Consider the following 17501-nt stretch of genomic DNA (forward strand, 5'->3'; position numbering starts at 1 on the left):
TTTAGCGACCGTACGGGTTGGTATCAACACGCACGGCCTTGCCAGTGCGGTCATAATACAGGACGGCGGTGCCTCGTCGTTCCGCATAGCCGTCCGGCTCCCCCGACGGGGTCCAGAACAGCAGACGGTTCAGGTCCGGCTGTTCCTTGATCCTGTCACCCGGCGGGATGTAGCGGTACTGGCTGTAATCCATGTGCAGCCGGGGCAGGGGTGGCTTTTTGGAAAGCTGGTGCATGGAAAAATGACGCTGCGAGGCTTCACCGGGATCTTCGTTGCCAGCGTCGGCATGCCCGGCATCAGCCATCGCTACACCCGGCATGACAGGGGCACATAATACACCCAGCAGAACCAAGTGCCGTAACCTGATTGACATGAGTGCTGGCCTTTCCATCATCCCCGATTGTGGGCCACCTTCCTCCTTTTCCATGCCGGACGCAATATCTCCCGCAGAAAGGGGGCGATTACTGGAATGGCAGGTAACGGAAGTCAAAGAAGATTTCGCTCAGGCTGGTTGTCGGCGCGCCACCCATGCCCCCCCATGTATGCACACGCGAATAGGCCAGCTGCGTGCCCGCCTGCACCGTGCCATACTGGCCGTGGATGAAGCGGTACCATGCGCCGATGGTGAATTCCTCCACCGAACGGATGTTGGCGACGCAGGCCTCTGACCCTTCGGTTTCGCAGCCGGTGTTGTTTGCCAGCGGGTTGCCATAGCCATAGGCCGTGCCATCTGAATCAAAATAGCTGCGGCCTGAACGCTGCATGCCGAAATAGCCATAGACGTCGAGCACCTTGTTCGGATGCGCGATCACGCCCGCGGTTGTCTGCGCGCTGGATAGCAGGGCGGGCGCGCCATTGGCCCGCAGCGTGGCATCAGGCAGCAGGACCGAGCCGTAACGGCCTATGCCCCGGCCCGCCAGTCCTGCCAGCCGCACTTCCAGCCGGTGGGGAATGACCGGCAGGATCATCGACCCGCCAGCCCCCCATGCGATGGCGGTATGGTTTTCGCCTACGCCATTGATGACGGAACGGTCGTGGGGAAAGTGCAGCAGTCCCTCGATTTCGTAATGGCCCCATGTCGGGTCCCATGCCACCTTGCCGATGATGTCGGGGGCGATTTCGTTGGAATAATTGGTGGTGTTGCTGCTCAGCCCCACACCGTTGGAACCGACCTTGGCATAGTTGCCGCTGCCGGGCAGGCTGTATTCCCCGTTATCCCCCGACGCGGAGAAGCCGGTCGTATCATAGATGGTGGCTGGGTTTTCAATCGAGAAACCTGTCCACACACGGTGGTTCATGAAATCCTTGACCACGCGCAGCTGCCACTGTCGTGACCATGTCTGTCCCGCAAGGATGGAGGATTCGATCGTTTCGGGCAGGCTTTCCTGTCGGGGCACGATACCCACGCGGTCAGGCGTCAGCATGGTCCAGGCCTGACCGATCAGGAAATGCATGTTGGCGTGCGAATCATCCAGCGTCAGGTAAGCCTGTCGCAGCCGGGGCACGTAGGAATTGCTTTCATACGGATTGGTCGTTTCGGCACTGGCGCCAAAATCCGTTTCCACGAACCCCGCCACCGTCAGGTGCGGGTTAAGCTGTCCCCGCGCCATGAGCGAGAAGCGCGAATACCGCGCATCGCCATTGAAATTGGTGGTGTGGAAATTCGAGCTGTTGCGGAAGGGAATGGCGTTCCAGTAGTTGAAAATGCCCGATGAAACCTGCCGGTTTTCCACCAGTGCCGCCGCATCGAAGAAACCACCAAGGATGATGGACACGGGACCAAGGTGAAACACCTTGCTGCCCAGGGCGCCAGCCGACTGCGCCCCCACCGTTTCACGGTTATGCGGGCCGACATTGTTGTTGGCCATGTGGGAAATCAGGTCTTCCTCACGGTGCGCCACGACCGATTCATAGGTCGGCTGGTCGCCCAGTTCGGATACCGGGTCGGAATGGCCGCCAATGCGCGGGCGCGCCATGGGTTCGATCCCCGCCGTCTGGGACGATGCGGGGGCGTGTCCTTCCACCGGGGTCCAGCCGCCGCGTACATGCCCGCCCGATCCCGTGACCTCCAGCGGGTGACCGCCATGGGCTGCGGTACCGCCCAACTGGGCGCGGTGCTGGATGATCTGCTGGCGCATGGCCTGCAGGCTTTTCTGCAATGCCATCTGCTGCTGCTGCAGCTGCTCCATCTGGCGTTCCATGATATCCAGTGATTCTGGATCTTCGTCAGCCCAGGCAGGAAACGGGGCCAGAACGGAACACACCATCAGCACGTGTGACAGACGCACAGGCCGGGTTATGGAAAAAGACGGAATCCGCATGTACTGCCAGGGGGCCCCAAATCAGGTTACACAGAATATATGTCAAAACATTTCTGAATAAAGGGGTAAATGATAATTTCTTTTAATATCGGTCCAACCTATGGCCCGATGCTGTGTATCAGGACGATAATGTAACGGGCAGGGCCGTATTATTGGTTTTATGTTACAAAATGTCAGGACGGCGCGCCGTCATGGCATGAACGGCGTCATGCCAGAACAGGTCCTCGGGGGCAGGGGAGACGTTGCCATTATCCACCGGGCCAAAGCCTGCGCGTTGCAGCAGGATCGACAGCATGCGGCGGCGGTCCCCCTCATCCAGCGCCTGCCACAGCGCCGTGGCCTTCTGCGGGATGAAACGGTCGCCGAATGTAATGATGATCAGGCCACCGGGTTGCAGCACGCGGGCAATTTCGCGAAAGACATGCACGGGCTGGCGCAGGTAGGGCGCAACATCGCACAGCAGGGCTGCATCCATGCTTTCATCTGCCAGTGGCAGGTCGGGCGTTTCGTTTATGTCTTCCACCACCCGGTCGGTCAGGCGCGGATTGCTGTCCAGCGCCTGCGTGTTGACGCCTATGCCGATCACGCTGTCAAATTCCATGTCGGGTGGCAGGTGGCTGTCCGGACCGGCCATGAGGTCAAGGATATTGCCATCTTCGGGCAGCAGCGTGCGGTACAGCGCGGTAATGGCCGTAAGCGCGCCCTGGTCCAGCATGGGACCTGCGGGCCTGCGGGAATAGAATACCGTATCGGATTCATTCGATGCGGCAGTGAAGGAATGCGGGTGGAACCCGTGCAGGTCGTTCATGAATGTGCCAGACAGTACGGAAGTAACAACGCCATATGCGGTGGGCGTAGTATCACGCGCCCGGCCGTAGGGAACAGGAGAAAAGCAGAATGGCCCGTATGATCCATTCGATGATCCGCGTGCGTGATGAAGCCGCGAGCCTTGCATTCTATGATACGGCTTTCGGTCTGAAGGTGGCCGACCGGCTTGTTTTCGATACTTTCACCCTTATCTACCTGTCCAATGACGAACAGACGTTCGAACTGGAACTGACCGTCAACCACGACCGCACCACGCCCTATGACCTGGGCGATGGCTATGGTCACCTGGCGGTTTCGGTCGCGGATGTGGACGGGGAACATGCCCGTCTTGTGGCGGCCGGGCTGTCGCCGCTGGCGGTCAGGGACATGTCGTGCGGGGAGCGGTTCGTGGGGCGGTTCTTTTTCATTGCCGACCCGGATGGCTACAGGATTGAAGTATTGCAGCGCGGTCGGCCGGGGCGTTTTCTCTGATCGGGCTTGCAAGGCCGCGCGCGGGGTGTCATCCCGCTCGCATACAGGGGTGGGTTGCCCCTATACAGGACGGATGATGACCGGTTTTCTCAAGATGCACGGGCTGGGCAATGATTTTGTGGTGGTGGATGAACGCGTCCACCGCCATGACCTGACACCTGCCCGGATCGCCGCATTATCCGACCGCCATACCGGAATTGGCTGCGACCAGTTTGTGACCCTGCGTCCCGCCTGTGCGCAGGGAGCGGACGTGTTCGTGCGTTTCTTCAATGCCGACGGGTCGGAATCAGGGGCGTGCGGTAACGCCTCGCGCTGTGTCGCCGACCTGCTAGCGCGCGAGACCGGGCAGGATCGCGTCGGGCTACAGACCCGCGCGGGCGTGCTGCATGCCACCATTATCCGCTCCGGTCTGGTGACGGTGGATATGGGAACGCCCGCGCAGGGCTGGACGGATGTGCCACTGGCGGAAGAAATGGACACGCTGCACCTGCCCATCGCGGGCGATCCGGCCGCCGTGTCCATGGGCAACCCGCATGCGACCTTTTTCCTGCCCACCGCTGATGCCATCGACCCATGCGTGGCGGGGCCGGAACTGGAACATCATCCCCTGTTTCCCCAGCGTGCCAATATCGGTTTCGCCCATGTCACGGGTCCTGGGGCCATGCGGCTGCGGGTATGGGAACGCGGCAGCGGCCTGACGCGGGCGTGTGGTTCGGGTGCGTGTGCCGCCGTGGCCAACGCCATACGTCGCGGGTTGGTGGAGCGGACCTGCACCGTGGTGATGGATGGTGGTGAACTGACCATCACATGGCGCGAAAATGATGGCCATGTGCTGATGACCGGTCCCGCGCAGACCAGTTTCAATGGCACGTTCAACCCGGAAGACTATCCCCGATGAAGAAGCCGGAAATCCTGACATTCGGCTGTCGTCTCAACACATATGAAAGCGAGGTGATGCGCAATCACGCAGCCGCGCTGGACAATGTGGTGATCGTGAATACCTGCGCCGTGACGGGCGAGGCCGAGCGACAGGCCCGTCAGGCCGTGCGCCGCGCCCATCGCGACCGCCCTGATGCACGTATCGTGGTTACGGGCTGCGCTGCCCAGATTGACCCCGAACGCTGGGCGGCATTGCCCGGCGTGACCCGCGTGCTGGGTAACCGTGAAAAGCTGGATGCCGCAAGCTGGAGCGAGATGGCGCTGGGTCAGGGCAACGCCGTGTCCGACATCATGGCCGCGCGTGAAACCGCCCCGCATCTGGTGACCGAATTCGCAGGACGCACCCGCGCATTCGTGGAAGTACAGCAGGGCTGCGACCATCGCTGCACTTTCTGCATCATTCCCTTCGGACGCGGGCCGTCGCGTTCGGTACCCGTCGGGGTGGTGGTGGAACAGGTACGCGCACTGGTGCAGTCGGGTTACCGGGAAGTGGTGCTGACCGGCGTGGACATTACCTCATGGGGGGATGACCTGCCGGGCAGACCGCCGCTGGGGCAGTTGTGCCGCAGGCTGCTGGGCCTTGTGCCCGAACTGGAGCGGCTGCGCCTGTCCTCGGTCGATCCGGTGGAGATTGATGAGGACATATGGAAACTGCTGGAAAACGAACCGCGCTTCATGCCCTATCTGCATCTGTCGCTGCAGGCGGGGAGCGACATCATTCTCAAGCGCATGAAGCGGCGGCACCTGACGGCGGATGCGCAGGCCGTGGTGGCGCGGGCACGCGGGCTGCGGCCCGATATCGGTATCGGGGCGGACATCATCGCCGGTTTCCCGACCGAGGATGAGGAACTGTTCGAACAGACGCTCGATTTCGTGCGTATGAACGCCCTGCCTTACCTGCACGTGTTTCCCTATAGTGAGCGCCCCGGCACGCCGGCGGCCCGCATGCCCGCCATTGCCGTGCCCGCGCGAAAAGAGCGCGCGGCCCGGCTGCGGGCGGCGGGTGCGCAGGCCGCGCTTGATTTCCATGCGCGCCTTATGGGCCGTACGCTGCGGGTGCTGATGGAAACGGACACGTCGGGACATAGCGAGGAATTCGCCCCGGTAAGGCTGGCGGATGGGGCGGTGTCCGTAGCCGGACGCATTGAAACGGTGCGCCCGGTGGCGGTTGACGATAACGGACTGGTTGCGGAAATTCTCTGATATGGCACTTGGTTTCTTCTCACGTCTCAAGGCGGGGCTGTCGCGCTCCACACAGAAACTCAGCGGTGGGCTGAGCGCCGTCTTCACCCGGCGCAAGTTGGATGACCAGGCGCTGGAGGAGCTTGAAGACCTGCTGATCTCCGCCGATCTTGGCCCGAGTGTCGCGGAAAAGGTGATCGACTCCTTCCGTCGTTCCAAGTTCGGCAAGGAAGTAACGGATGAGGAAGTGCGGCAGGCACTGGCGGAAGAAATCGCCAATATCCTGCAACCTGTCGCCATCCCGTTTGAACCTGATCCGAAGCTCAGGCCGCATGTGGTGCTGGTGGTGGGAGTGAACGGCACCGGCAAGACCACCACCATTGGCAAGATGGCCCGTTTTTATGGCGAGCAGGGCAAGAAGGTAATGATGGTCGCGGGCGATACCTTCCGCGCCGCCGCCGTTGAACAGTTGCAGGTATGGGGCGAGCGCACGGGCGCGCCCGTCATCGCGGGCAAGCCCAATGCCGATGCGGCGGGTCTGGCGTTCGAAGCCCTCAAGCGCGCCACGGCGGAAGGTGCCGACCTGCTGCTGGTCGATACGGCAGGCCGCCTGCACAACAAGAGCGCGCTGATGGAGGAACTGGCCAAGATCATCCGCGTCATGCGCAAGTTTGATGAGACCGCTCCCCATTCCGTGCTGCTGGTGCTGGACGCGACCACGGGCCAGAACGCGGTGGAACAGGTGCGGGTGTTCAAGGAACTGGTCAACGTGACCGGGCTGGTCGTGACCAAGCTGGATGGTTCGGCGCGCGGCGGGATCGTGGTGGCGCTGGCCGATGCGTTCGGCCTGCCGGTGCATCTGGTGGGGGTGGGCGAACAGGCCGATGACCTGCGTCCGTTCTCTGCCGAGGCGTTTGCAAAGGGGCTGGTTGGCGATTCGATCAAGGTCATCGAACGCGATGACATGCCCGCCGAAGGACAGGCGGAAGCTGCCGATGCACCTCCATCCGGGGCGGAACACCCACAACAGCCGGGCTGATCCGGCAGAACCATTCAGGCATGAAAAAAGGGACCATCCCATGGGATGGTCCCTGACCTGAAGATGTTTCTGGTGAAGCTTTTTTCAAAAAGCTTCAGGGGAACGCCGCCTTTTTTGGAAATAAGGAGACGGCGCCCAGGAACTTTTATGGCTTTCCCCTCAGATCGGCATCGCGCGTTCAAAAATGTTTTCCAGCGCCATGATGCCCGGCAGTGTCTTGCCTTCCATCCATTCGAGGAAGGCCCCGCCCGCGCTGGAAATGTAGGAGATATGCTTCTCCACCCCCGCATGACGCAGGGCCGAAACCGTATCCCCGCCACCTGCAATGCTTTTCAGCGCACCGGCATCGGTCAGGCGCGCCACGTCGCGCGCTACCGCATTGGTCGCGGCGTCAAATGGCGTGATTTCGAATGCACCCAGCGGACCGTTCCAGACCAGCGTTTTCAGCGTCGCGATCTTCTGCTCGATCAGCTTGACTGTTTCCGGCCCGACATCCAGCATCATTGCGTCATCGGGAATGGCGGTGACGGGCACGGTGCGGGTCGGCACGTCGGCCCTGAAATCAGTGGCGGTCACGGCGTCAACCGGCAGCACGATCTCGCAGCCCTTTTCCTTTGCTTTCGCAAGGATGTCGCGCGCGGTGTCATGCATGTCCGCTTCCTGCAGGGACCGGCCCACATTCACACCCTGCGCCGCAAGGAACGTGTTGGCCATGGCGCCACCAATGATCAGCATGTCCACCTTGGCCAGCAGGTTGCCGATCAGGTCGAGCTTGGTGGAGATCTTGGCCCCGCCCACAATGGCGCCCACCGGACGCGCCGGGTTTTCCAGCGCGATGTTCAGTGCGTTGAGTTCCGTCTCCATCAGCCGCCCGGCAAAGGACGGCAGCAGGCGGGCCACCCCCTCGGTCGAAGCATGGGCGCGGTGGGCGGCGGAAAACGCGTCATTGACATAGTAATCGGCAAGCGACGCGAATTCCTTCGCCAGGGCGGGGTCGTTCTGTTCCTCCCCAGGGTAGAAACGGGTGTTTTCCAGCACGACGACATCCCCGTCCTGCATGGCGTCCACCGCCTCCTGCACCTTCGGTCCGATGCAGTCATCGACGAATGTGACCGGACGGCCCAGCGCATCCCCCAGTGCATCGGCGATCGGGCCAAGCGACATTTCCGGCACGGGCTTGCCCTTGGGGCGGTCGAAGTGACTGACGACAATCACCTTCGCACCCTTGCGGGCCAGTTCCTGTATGGTAGGCAGCAGGCGCAGGATGCGGGTTGCGTCCGTGATCTGGGCGTTACGGACCGGAACGTTCAGATCAGCGCGCAGGAGGACCTTCTTGCCGGTGGCGTCAAGGTCGTCCAGCGTCTTGAATGATGTCGCGCCCATTACAGTGCCCCGAATACGGCAGCCGTGTCGGCCATGCGGTTGGAGAAGCCCCATTCATTGTCATACCAGCTGCAGATGCGCACCAGCTTGCCGCCATCGATCACGGCTGTCTGGGTCGCGTCAAAGGTGGAGGACGCGGGGGAGTGGTTGAAATCCGTGCTGACCAGCGGCGCGGTGTTATAGGCGAGGATGCCTTTCAGCGGGCCGGACTCGGACGCCGCACGTAGCGCATCGTTTACTTCCTCGACCGAGGCCGGGGCTTTTCTGGGCACAAAATCCAGCGAGACGAGCGAGACGTTGGGGGTGGGCACGCGAATGGCGGTGCCATCCAGCCGGCCCTTCAGGTGCGGCAGCACCAGCCCCACGGCGCGCGCGGCCCCGGTGGAGGTCGGGATCATGTTCAGCGCCGCCCCGCGTGCGCGGCGCAGGTCCTTGTGCAGCGTGTCCACCGTGCGCTGGTCCCCGGTGTAGGAATGGATGGTGACCATGTAGCCGCATTCGATGCCGAACGTGTCATCCAGCACCTTGGCCACCGGGGCCAGGCAGTTGGTGGTGCATGACGCGTTTGAAATGACGGTCATGTCAGGGGTCAGCACGTCCTGGTTCACGCCGTACACGATCGTGGCGTCCACGCCCGATGCGGGGGCGGACACGATTACCTTGCGTGCGCCCGCCTTGATCAGCTGGGCTGCCTTTTCCTTGTCGGTGAAACGGCCGGTGCATTCCAGCGCCACGTCCACGCCCTGGAACGGTACCTTTGTCGGGTCGGCCTCGGCCGAGACGGTGATGGGGTCGTAGGTACGACCGTTGGCGGTGATGATGATCTGGTTGCCGTTCACCTTCACTTCGGCGGGGAAGCGGCCATGCACGCTGTCGTAGGACAGCAGGTGTGCGTTGTCTGCCACGCTGCCGAGGTCATTGATGGCCACGGGCACGACATCGGTGCGTCCGCTTTCGATAATGCCACGCAGCACAAGGCGACCAATGCGACCGAAACCGTTTATTGCGACTTTAACAGCCATTTTCTTATTTTCTCCGTAAGGTCAGACATTTCACACACTGGCATCGGTTGATGCCATCCCGGGCGGCGCGCCGTTTCCTCCCGCGGTTTCAACCAGGGCGTCGGACTGGGGGTGGACCAGACGCAATGCGTCGCGGCAGATCCGTTCCGGCGTGATGTCGGCGGTGCTGTCTGGCCGGTCGGGGGCGGAAGGCGCCCCGAATCCGTCAATACCAACAAACAGCCCGTCCGTTCCAAGCCATCGTTCCCATCCAAACCCTGAAGCGGCCTCTATTCCGATCCGGGGTGCCGTTCCCAGCACGGCGGCACGATACGTCATTTTTTGCACGGCGAACAGTTCCCAGCATGGAAGGGAGACGACAGCCGCCGCAACCCCCGCATCCCGCAGCAGTTTGCGCGCCGCCAGCGCCAGTATGGCCTCGTGCCCCGTGGCGACCAGCGTGACCTGTCGCGCGCCTTCGGCTTCGGCCAGTACATAACCGCCCCGTGCGCACAGGTTGGTCAGCCCGTGCTGTTCACGTTCAGGGGCCGCGGAAGTTGCCAGCGCGGGAGTGGATTCCAGCGTCAGCAGGCTTGGCCCGCTGGTCCGCCGCAGTGCCAGTTCCATGCATTCCATGGTCTCACGGTGGTCGGCGGGACGGAAAACCGCGACGTTTGGCATGGCGCGCAGGCTGGCAAGCTGTTCCACCGGCTGGCCGCCGCCCGCCCCGTCGCCGCGCAGCAGGTCGTCATCGGTCAGCAGGTAGATCACCTGCTGGTCCGTCATGGCGGCGTAGCGCAGGGCAGGGCGCATGCGGTCCACCGCGATGATGGTCGATGTGCCGAACGCCAGCAGTCCGTCATGCATGGCAATGCCATTGAGCAGGGCAGCCATGCCATGCACCTGTGTCCCGCATGACAGGTCGATTTCGCTGCCGCCCCGACGGTTGGCGGGCAGGTCGGCCAGCATGCCCCGGCGTGAACGCAGGCAGGTCAGTTCGGGCAGGAGTTCATGCAGGGTCTCGAGTCCCCGCTGTGCAGCAAAGGTGGGGGAAACACGGGCGATCGCACTGCCATGTTCCCGCCATGACCGCTGCCAGTCGGGTTGCCAGAAGGCGGGACGCTGGTTGCGGGCCATGCGTTCGAATTCGGCCTTCTGCCTGTCTTTTAGCAGTCTGCGCAGCCATGAACGCCGCGCGCTGGCCCCCCGGCGCGCGGCCCCTGCCCATAGGCCCGGATCATCGGCGAAGGGCGGTGGCGGGTCGGTTTCGGGGGCTGCGATACAGGCGATCAGGCAGGGTTTGTGCGTACGCTGCGATGATGTGATGGCGGCCGCGATCTGTTCGGGGCTGGCTGCGTTCACCTTCCTGACCGACCAGCCCGATGCGCTGTAGCGCGGCAGTATGGCGTCCACGGCCTCGCGCTCGTTCAGCCACAGGCCAACGACCAGTGTGACGCGGTCCAGCCCCATCTGGCCTGCAAGGGCAGCGCTTTCCAGTGCGACACCGGTGGACAGCTCCGTCCAGCAGCCCAGTCCCCAGATGCGGTGGTTGACCAGCGAACGGCCGAACCGTGCCGCAAGGTTCTGTTCCGCCAGCGCCATGCCGATCGCCGCCCCCAGTCCCTGCCCGCTGGGGCCACAGGCCTGCCGGTCGTGCCGGGGGCGCGCAGGGTCGCCCACGCGTGGCGGCAGTGGCGCCTGTCCCGACAGTTCGGCCATGATGCGCGGCAGCACACGATAACGTGGGGACGATACCACGACGCGGTCCCGGTCCGGCCATTCGGGGCTGGCGGGATCGAAGCGCAGGAAGCGACTCCACAACACCGCGCAGAAATCAGCCATGACCTGCGCATGCGGGGCGTAACGGCGGTCGGGCTCGTGGGTGCTGATGGCGTGGCGGATCGCCGTTGCCAGCCGCTGGGGCATGTTGGCGGCGGCGGGGGATGCCGCGGGTAGGGGCGTGCTGGCTAGGTCTTCAGGCATCGGCGTCGTCCATTGGTCGGGGAAGGATCGGTCGGAGCCGCTTTCGCATGACTACTGCGCCGCGCGGGTGGCGGCAATATTGCGGTGTTGTCCCACTATGCCACGCGTGGGGGATACTGTATCGGTATGGGGTCATGTCCCGTCCGTCCCCGCGCCCTGTCCGCCGCGTCCTTCTTGTCGCATTCGCCTGCCTGCCAGTCATGGGCGGGTGCAAGCTGATCGGCCAGAAAACATTCAACCGCCATGCGGGCGACCCGCCACAACTGCCGCAGCATCCGCCGCCGCCGGTGCCCGGTATTGACCGTCCCGCGCTGGTGACCATCGTGGCGGGAACGCCTGATACACAATGGAAACCCGCCGTTCGCGCCGCCGTGGCCGATGCCCTGTCGCGCAAGCCCAATGCGCTGTTCACCATTGTGGTCAGCGTGCCCGACCGGGCCGATGGCGGCGTGCCGGACATGCAGAAAGTGGTGGACGCCAATGGCCAGCCGGTACTGCAGGCGGTGATGGATGCCGGTGCCGGTGGCAGCCAGACGGAAATGGACGCCCGCAGTGTGCCCGCGAACAGTGCAACCCAGGTCTGCATTTATGCGCAGTAGTTCAATGCGGTTTTGCAATTTCCGCCTCCATCATGCCATAAAGGGTGGCCCGCTGGCGGTTAATCCCCGGCGATAGCGCCGCGTGAGGGGAACATCATCCCCCCGGCGCGGGTCATCCGTGATGGTGGCCATCATAAATGAAGACCCCGTGAACAGACCGGGGTGTGCATGGAGAAAAGCAGCAGTGTCCAGTAATCAAGTGGATGGGCATCCGTTCTTCCGGTTCTGCCGGACGGCGCTGGAGAATATCCGCGCGCAGGGTCGATACCGGCAGTTCACCCCACTGGCACGCCAGGCCGAGCGTTATCCCCTGTATGACCAGCCGGAAACACAGGCCACTCCGTCAACCCCCGCCTGCCCGCAGGATCGGGAGGTCGTGGTCTGGTCCTCCAACGACTATCTGGGCATGGGCGTCGATCCGGTGGTGGTCGAAGCCGCCATTCAGGCAATCCACGAACATGGCGCGGGTGCGGGTGGCACGCGCAACATCGCGGGCACCAGCCCGGTCCATACCGCGCTGGAAGCCGAAATGGCCGACCTGCACGGCAAGGAGGCGGGGCTGCTGTTCGTGTCCGGTTATGTCTCCAACCAGGCGACCCTGCAGACGATCCTGAGCAGCATGCCCGGCTGGATCTGTTTTTCCGACCGGCTGAACCATGCCTCCATGATCGCGGGGATCAAGGGCGCGCGCGGTTCAACCACGGTCATCTACGAACATAACGACCTTGCCGACCTGGAAGCCAAGCTGGCCGCGGCCCCCAGGGATGCGCCCAAGCTGATCGCGTTTGAAAGCGTGTATTCCATGGATGGCGACATTTCCGATATCGCCGGGACATGCGCGCTGGCGCGCAAGTATGGCGCCATCACATATCTGGACGAAGTGCATGCCGTGGGCCTGTACGGGGATCAGGGCGGCGGCGTGTCGGAACGTGACGGCGTGGCCGATCAGGTGGACATCATCGAAGGCACGCTGGCCAAGGGGTTTGGCGTGCATGGTGGCTACATCACCGCGACCAGCGATATTGTCGAATACCTGCGCCTTGCGGCTTCGGGTTTCATCTTTACCACCGCCCTGCCGCCCGCGGTTGTCGCGGCGGCTCTGGCCAGCGTGCGGCTGGTGCGCAAGGATGGCTGGCGGCGCGAACGCATGTTCGAACGCGTCAACACCTTCCGCGAAAAGCTGCGCAAGGCAGGCATTCCCTTTACCATGACGCCAAGCCATATCGTGCCGATCCCGGTGGGCGACGCCCAGCGCTGCCGTGAGCTGAGCGACCGTCTGCTCAACGATTACGGGATTTACGCAACCCCCATCAATTATCCCACCGTGCCGCGTGGCACCGAACGCCTGCGTCTGACGCCGGGACCGTTCCATACGGATGAGATGATGGACGACATGGTGACGGCCCTGTCCCGTCTGCTGCGCATCAACGACCTTGCACCGCAGCCTGTCGCCGCCATGGCCTGACCCGTTGGCCCGCGCCCGGCATGGCCGGGGCGCGGGCTGACATGGAGGCGTGTGGGTCAGCGGCTCTGCGCAATCGCCTTTTTCAGGTCATCGTAGCTGACCGCGCCCGGAATGATCTGGCGGGCGTTGAAGACGAAGGTCGGCGTGCCGTCCAGCCCGATGGCGCGGGCCAGTTCCATGTTCGCCTGCAGGATGCCCGTGACCCTGGGACCGTTCATATCACTGGCCAGTGTCGCGGCATTCAGCCCGGACTGGGTGGCCAGCGTGCGCATCCGGTCGGCCGTGGGGGTGACGGAATCATTCATGATGGCTGCCTGCATGCGGAAATACGCGGGCTGGCCACCCTGAACGAAGGCGGCCACCAGTGCCTGTGACGCGATCAGGCTGTTCTGTCCCAGCACGGGAATGACCTTTTCCACGATCCGCAGGTCCCTGTCTTCCTTTGCAAGGCGATCAAGGTCGGGCAGCACCTTGCGGCAGTATGGGCAGCGCGGGTCATAGAATTCCACAACCGTTGTATGCCCTGCCGCATTTCCCAGTATCGCATCGCTGGCCGCAGGCGTCAGCAGGTCGGCGCGGTGGCTTTCCAGTGCGCTGCGGGCGGCGTTCTGCTGTGCCGCATTGGCGTTGTTGCGCAGCGCCGTGATTGCATCGGACAGGATGGTGGGATCGGTTTTCAGCGCGTTGCGCATGATTTCCACGATTTCCTGCCGCTGTGCGGGGGTAAAGCTGGTGGTGTCGGCGGCATGTCCCGTGCCGGGTGCGGCGGTGGCCGTAACGGTCATCGCCCCCACGGCCAGCAGGGCATTCAGCAGGCGCGGGCGGTACCGGCGGGGGGAAATGAATGTCACGGGTTTGCTCCGTTGTCATGTCAGGATAATGTGTCTGTAAAGGATCGGGCACACGAAAGGAATGGGCGATGGTGGGGAACGGGGCAGGCTGCCTGTTGCCCACGGCCCGTAAGGCCGGTAAGTCGTGATGGGGCTGCCATGATCGCGCGGTCGTGCAACGACCCGTCCGGTTCATCAAAGCCGACCTGCCCATTGGAGAAGTGTTGCGTGCCAGAGCATTCGATCACCCTTGTTGCCCGTCGGTATATGCGTACGGCGCTTTCGGCTGTTCTGGCCGTCTCGGTTGCCGGTTGCGCCGGGCACCGCTATTCGCCCATGCGGCTTGTGTCGCACATGTTTGGTCCGTCCCCCGGTCAGCTGATCGGCACGGTTTCGTCGGATGAACCGCAGGCGACGCTGGTCGGACGCGATATCCTGCAGCGTGGTGGCAACGCGGCGGATGCGGCCACGGCCATGGGGCTGGCGCTGTCGGTAACGCTGCCGTCACGTGCGTCGCTGGGTTCGGGCGGCGCGTGCCTGGCCTACCGTCCGGGCGACCAGAACGGGGGCCGCGCCTTCATGTTCCTGCCTGTCGCGGGTACGGTGACGGCCCCCGACATGCCGCATGCCGACCGACCGGCCGCAGTTCCGATGCTGGCGCGCGGGCTGTATCTCATGCACCTGCAGTACGGGTCCGCCGCGTTCGCGGAACTGGTGCCTGATGCGATCGCACTGGCGGCCAACGGTATCAATGTCAGTCGGCAGCTGGCCGGTGACCTGGCCGCGGTGCAGGTACCGCTGCTGGCCGACCCGGGCATCCGCGCGGTATTCAGCCGTTCGGACGGCAAGGCACTGGCGGAAGGGGATGCGCTGGTGCAGACCCATCTTTCCGGTGCGCTGGACCAGATCCGCAGCATGGGCGTGGGTGACCTGTATAATGGCGCGCTGGGGCAGTCCTTTGTCGCGGGCAGCCAGGGCGCGGGCGGCGGGTTGCAGATGTCCGACATGCGCAGCGCCATCCCGTCAGAGCGCCTGCCCCTGAGCCTGAGCAGCGGGGACATGCAGGTCGCCTTCCTGCCGCCACCGGCCGACGGTGGCCTGGGCAGTGCCGTGGCGTTCCGGGCCGCGTCATCGTCCGATGCGGCGACGCGTGCACAGGCCAGTGTCGCGGCATGGCGGGCGCAGAATGGCAACCATGCCAGTGGCACGGGCGATGACATGACGGCCCGCGCACAGGCTTTCGTCAACGGTGGTGGAGGAAGCGGCGGTGGGCTGCCCTCGCTTCCGGCTTCCACTTCATTCACCGTGGTTGACCATTCGGGCATGGCCGTGGCGTGCAGCCTGAGCATGGACAACCTGTTTGGCACCGGGCGCATGGCGGGCAATACCGGTATCGTGCTGGGCGCATCCCCCGCACGCCTGCCGCTGCCGCTGTTTACGGCGGCCATCGCCAGTCAGGGCCGTGCCTTCCGCGCCGTGGCGGCCGGGTCTGGCCAGAATGACGCCGCCGCTGCCGTGGGTATCGCCATGCACCAGATACTGGCGGGCCAGACGCCCGACGCCCATCCGGTTACGGCCCAGGGCCGCATCAATGCTGTATCGTGCCCGCACGGTCTGCCGGGTGACGCCAGCACCTGCACCGCCGCAACCGATCCGCGTGGCGCGGGCCTGGCCATGGGGCCACGCTAGGCCACGGATTCAGGCCGGTCGGGCACCATTATTCCCGGCGGGGGTGAACGGGGGCATTGTAAATGGTCCCGTTTTGTTCCATATTGGACTGCATGACCTGCCACCTGTTTCCGATAGGTGGCGCAGCGCAGGATGCCGGGTCAGACTTCATTTTTTCAAGCATCAGGGTAGGCAGCAATGGCACAGGCTCCGGGTATAGACAAAAGCAAGGCCCTGGAAGGGGCCTTGAGCCAGATCGAACGTGCATTCGGCAAGGGTTCGATCATGCGCATGGGCGAACGCCCGACCGAACAGGTGGACGTGATTTCCACCGGGTCGCTGGGTCTGGATATCGCACTGGGAATTGGCGGCCTGCCGCGTGGCCGTATTATCGAGATCTATGGCCCCGAAAGTTCAGGCAAGACCACCATGGCGCTGCACGCCATTGCGGAAGCCCAGCGCAAGGGGGGCACCTGCGCCTTCATCGACGCCGAGCATGCGCTTGACCCCGGTTATGCCCGCAAGCTGGGGGTGGACGTCGATAACCTGCTGATCAGCCAGCCCGACGCAGGTGAACAGGCGCTGGAGATTGCCGACACGCTGGTTCGTTCCGGTGCGGTTGACGTGCTGGTGGTGGATAGTGTGGCGGCCCTTGTGCCGCGCGCGGAACTGGAAGGTGACATGGGCGACAGCCATGTGGGCCTGCATGCGCGCCTGATGAGCCAGGCGCTGCGCAAGCTGACGGGTTCCGTCTCGCGTTCAAACACCATGCTGATCTTCCTTAACCAGATCCGGCTCAAGATCGGTGTGATGTTCGGCAGCCCCGAAACCACGACGGGTGGTAACGCGCTGAAATTCTACGCTTCCGTGCGCATGGACATCCGCCGTATCGGCTCGATCAAGGACAAGGACGAAGTCACTGGCAACCAGACGCGCGTGAAAGTGGTCAAGAACAAGATGGCGCCCCCCTTCCGTCAGGTTGAATTCGACATCATGTATGGCGAAGGGATCAGCAAGGTCGGTGAACTGATCGACCTTGGTGTAAAGGCGGGTATTGTCGAAAAATCCGGGGCATGGTTCTCCTGTGACAGCCAGCGCATCGGACAGGGGCGTGAGAACGCCAAGCAGTTCCTGCGCGAACATCCTGAAATGGCGGCTGATATCGAACGCCGTGTCCGTGAACAGGCAGGCGTGGTGGCGGAAGCCATGCTGGTTGGCCCCGATGAGGATGGCGCCGAGCATTGATCCCCTTGGCCTGTCCCGTTATGGCAGGCTATCGTTTTTTGCCCGTGTGTTATCGCATCAGCGCACGGGGCGGGAACTGAAAAAACGGGGGTGGGGACAGCCGGAATGAAACCGCGTCTTGCGATGATCGGATTGCTGGCCTGCCTTGCCGCCTGTAGCGGGGGGCAGGACGACAATAATGATCCAGCCGATGTGGATGAATCCCCGCCACCGCTGGGCTCCCATGGGCGCGCGCGGCATGTTGACCATGCCCGAGATGCGCTGCGCCCGTTGTCGCGGCACCTGCCCAGGCCGCCCGATCCAACTGATGAAACCGGCACCGAAGCCTATCACGCCCCGCCCGATGCGGCGGCAATGCAGATGATATCTTCAGGATATGACCCTAATCAGGCCGGGGATGACGATAGCGGGTCCGACAGTAACGATGGCAAGCATTTTGTCGTGCCCGACACCCAGGTCAGTTACGGCAAGCAGGGGCAGGGCAGTCACTAAAAAGTTTTAAGTGCCGCCTTTTTTCAACAAAGCTTCACCAGAAACTTTTTTCAGG

Annotated in this window: 16 protein-coding genes; 9 read left to right on the forward strand and 7 right to left on the reverse strand. The window is 63.4% G+C overall.

Annotated features, from left to right (window positions below):
• Position 1: 1 nt before the first annotated feature.
• From ACE2AA_RS14085 to ACE2AA_RS14095, 3 genes are all read right to left on the reverse strand, one after another.
• Positions 2–304: a hypothetical protein gene (locus tag ACE2AA_RS14085; RefSeq protein ID WP_141262209.1), complete on the reverse strand. Its 303-nt coding sequence runs from the start codon at positions 302–304 to the stop codon at positions 2–4.
• 157 nt (positions 305–461) lie between these two features.
• Positions 462–2321, reverse strand: a complete 1860-nt coding sequence (locus ACE2AA_RS14090; RefSeq protein WP_395370206.1) for a hypothetical protein — start codon at positions 2319–2321, stop codon at positions 462–464.
• 163 nt (positions 2322–2484) lie between these two features.
• Positions 2485–3129 (reverse strand): class I SAM-dependent methyltransferase, encoded by a 645-nt coding sequence (locus tag ACE2AA_RS14095; protein ID WP_141302228.1) that lies wholly within the window; start codon positions 3127–3129, stop codon positions 2485–2487.
• Positions 3130–3218: 89 nt separating this feature from the next.
• On the opposite strand from ACE2AA_RS14095, the gene ACE2AA_RS14100 reads away from it, so the two are divergent.
• The 4 genes from ACE2AA_RS14100 (at position 3219) to ftsY (ending at position 6780) form a co-directional block, all read left to right on the forward strand.
• Positions 3219–3620 (forward strand): VOC family protein, encoded by a 402-nt coding sequence (locus ACE2AA_RS14100; RefSeq protein WP_141262068.1) that lies wholly within the window; start codon positions 3219–3221, stop codon positions 3618–3620.
• Positions 3621–3693: 73 nt separating this feature from the next.
• Complete coding sequence (dapF, locus tag ACE2AA_RS14105; RefSeq protein WP_395370209.1) at positions 3694–4518, forward strand: diaminopimelate epimerase; 825 nt, start codon at positions 3694–3696, stop codon at positions 4516–4518.
• Positions 4515–5762 carry a tRNA (N(6)-L-threonylcarbamoyladenosine(37)-C(2))-methylthiotransferase MtaB gene (gene mtaB, locus ACE2AA_RS14110; RefSeq protein ID WP_141262070.1) on the forward strand — a complete coding sequence of 416 codons (1248 nt, stop codon included), beginning with the start codon at positions 4515–4517 and terminating at the stop codon, positions 5760–5762. Before dapF ends, mtaB begins: the two co-directional genes overlap by 4 nt.
• Position 5763: 1 nt before the next feature.
• Positions 5764–6780, forward strand: coding sequence for a signal recognition particle-docking protein FtsY (gene ftsY, locus ACE2AA_RS14115; protein WP_141262071.1), 1017 nt, complete (start codon positions 5764–5766; stop codon positions 6778–6780).
• A 159-nt stretch (positions 6781–6939) separates the two neighbouring features.
• On the opposite strand, the gene ACE2AA_RS14120 is transcribed toward ftsY, so the two are convergent.
• From ACE2AA_RS14120 to ACE2AA_RS14130, 3 genes are read right to left on the reverse strand one after another with little or no spacing between them, the layout of a single operon-like run.
• Positions 6940–8163, reverse strand: coding sequence for a phosphoglycerate kinase (locus tag ACE2AA_RS14120; RefSeq protein ID WP_141262072.1), 1224 nt, complete (start codon positions 8161–8163; stop codon positions 6940–6942).
• Complete coding sequence (gene gap / locus ACE2AA_RS14125; protein WP_141302233.1) at positions 8163–9185, reverse strand: type I glyceraldehyde-3-phosphate dehydrogenase; 1023 nt, start codon at positions 9183–9185, stop codon at positions 8163–8165. Before gap ends, ACE2AA_RS14120 begins: the two co-directional genes overlap by 1 nt.
• Positions 9186–9215: 30 nt before the next feature.
• Positions 9216–11147 carry a transketolase-like TK C-terminal-containing protein gene (locus ACE2AA_RS14130; protein ID WP_395370211.1) on the reverse strand — a complete coding sequence of 644 codons (1932 nt, stop codon included), beginning with the start codon at positions 11145–11147 and terminating at the stop codon, positions 9216–9218.
• 134 nt (positions 11148–11281) lie between these two features.
• On the opposite strand from ACE2AA_RS14130, the gene ACE2AA_RS14135 reads away from it, so the two are divergent.
• Both ACE2AA_RS14135 and hemA read left to right on the forward strand, forming a co-directional pair.
• Complete coding sequence (locus tag ACE2AA_RS14135) at positions 11282–11746, forward strand: hypothetical protein (protein ID WP_141302237.1); 465 nt, start codon at positions 11282–11284, stop codon at positions 11744–11746.
• Between the two features lie 121 nt (positions 11747–11867).
• Positions 11868–13211, forward strand: a complete 1344-nt coding sequence (hemA, locus tag ACE2AA_RS14140) for a 5-aminolevulinate synthase (RefSeq protein ID WP_370685935.1) — start codon at positions 11868–11870, stop codon at positions 13209–13211.
• Between the two features lie 56 nt (positions 13212–13267).
• Here the strand turns inward: hemA and ACE2AA_RS14145 are convergent, their stop codons facing one another.
• Positions 13268–14062, reverse strand: a complete 795-nt coding sequence (locus ACE2AA_RS14145) for a DsbA family protein (protein ID WP_141262076.1) — start codon at positions 14060–14062, stop codon at positions 13268–13270.
• A gap of 246 nt (positions 14063–14308) precedes the next feature.
• Between ACE2AA_RS14145 and ACE2AA_RS14150 the strand changes: the two genes are divergently transcribed.
• From ACE2AA_RS14150 to ACE2AA_RS14160, 3 genes are all read left to right on the forward strand, one after another.
• Entirely contained in the window at positions 14309–15730 is a 1422-nt protein-coding gene (locus ACE2AA_RS14150; RefSeq protein ID WP_141262211.1) for a gamma-glutamyltransferase, read from the forward strand.
• 177 nt (positions 15731–15907) lie between these two features.
• Positions 15908–16954 (forward strand): recombinase RecA, encoded by a 1047-nt coding sequence (gene recA / locus ACE2AA_RS14155; RefSeq protein WP_141262077.1) that lies wholly within the window; start codon positions 15908–15910, stop codon positions 16952–16954.
• A 123-nt stretch (positions 16955–17077) separates the two neighbouring features.
• On the forward strand, positions 17078–17446 hold the full coding sequence (locus ACE2AA_RS14160) for a hypothetical protein (protein WP_141262212.1): 369 nt from the start codon (positions 17078–17080) through the stop codon (positions 17444–17446).
• Positions 17447–17501: the final 55 nt, after the last annotated feature.

Source organism: Komagataeibacter diospyri (assembly GCF_043995075.1).
Lineage (GTDB): Bacteria > Pseudomonadota > Alphaproteobacteria > Acetobacterales > Acetobacteraceae > Komagataeibacter > Komagataeibacter diospyri.

Excerpts from the sequence above, each read along its gene's own strand:
- ACE2AA_RS14150 (WP_141262211.1), top strand. The coding sequence starts at position 14,309 with ATGCGTACGGCGCTTTCGGCTGTTCTGGCCGTCTCGGTTGCCGGTTGC.
- ACE2AA_RS14095 (WP_141302228.1), bottom strand. The coding sequence starts at position 3,129 with ATGAACGACCTGCACGGGTTCCACCCGCATTCCTTCACTGCCGCATCG.
- ACE2AA_RS14120 (WP_141262072.1), bottom strand. The coding sequence starts at position 8,163 with ATGGGCGCGACATCATTCAAGACGCTGGACGACCTTGACGCCACCGGC.
- ACE2AA_RS14130 (WP_395370211.1), bottom strand. The coding sequence starts at position 11,147 with ATGCCTGAAGACCTAGCCAGCACGCCCCTACCCGCGGCATCCCCCGCC.
- ACE2AA_RS14160 (WP_141262212.1), top strand. The coding sequence starts at position 17,078 with ATGATCGGATTGCTGGCCTGCCTTGCCGCCTGTAGCGGGGGGCAGGAC.
- recA (WP_141262077.1), top strand. The coding sequence starts at position 15,908 with ATGGCACAGGCTCCGGGTATAGACAAAAGCAAGGCCCTGGAAGGGGCC.
- dapF (WP_395370209.1), top strand. The coding sequence starts at position 3,694 with ATGATGACCGGTTTTCTCAAGATGCACGGGCTGGGCAATGATTTTGTG.
- ACE2AA_RS14135 (WP_141302237.1), top strand. The coding sequence starts at position 11,282 with ATGTCCCGTCCGTCCCCGCGCCCTGTCCGCCGCGTCCTTCTTGTCGCA.
- hemA (WP_370685935.1), top strand. The coding sequence starts at position 11,868 with ATGGTGGCCATCATAAATGAAGACCCCGTGAACAGACCGGGGTGTGCA.
- mtaB (WP_141262070.1), top strand. The coding sequence starts at position 4,515 with ATGAAGAAGCCGGAAATCCTGACATTCGGCTGTCGTCTCAACACATAT.
- ACE2AA_RS14100 (WP_141262068.1), top strand. The coding sequence starts at position 3,219 with ATGGCCCGTATGATCCATTCGATGATCCGCGTGCGTGATGAAGCCGCG.
- ftsY (WP_141262071.1), top strand. The coding sequence starts at position 5,764 with ATGGCACTTGGTTTCTTCTCACGTCTCAAGGCGGGGCTGTCGCGCTCC.
- ACE2AA_RS14085 (WP_141262209.1), bottom strand. The coding sequence starts at position 304 with ATGGCTGATGCCGGGCATGCCGACGCTGGCAACGAAGATCCCGGTGAA.
- gap (WP_141302233.1), bottom strand. The coding sequence starts at position 9,185 with ATGGCTGTTAAAGTCGCAATAAACGGTTTCGGTCGCATTGGTCGCCTT.
- ACE2AA_RS14090 (WP_395370206.1), bottom strand. The coding sequence starts at position 2,321 with ATGCGGATTCCGTCTTTTTCCATAACCCGGCCTGTGCGTCTGTCACAC.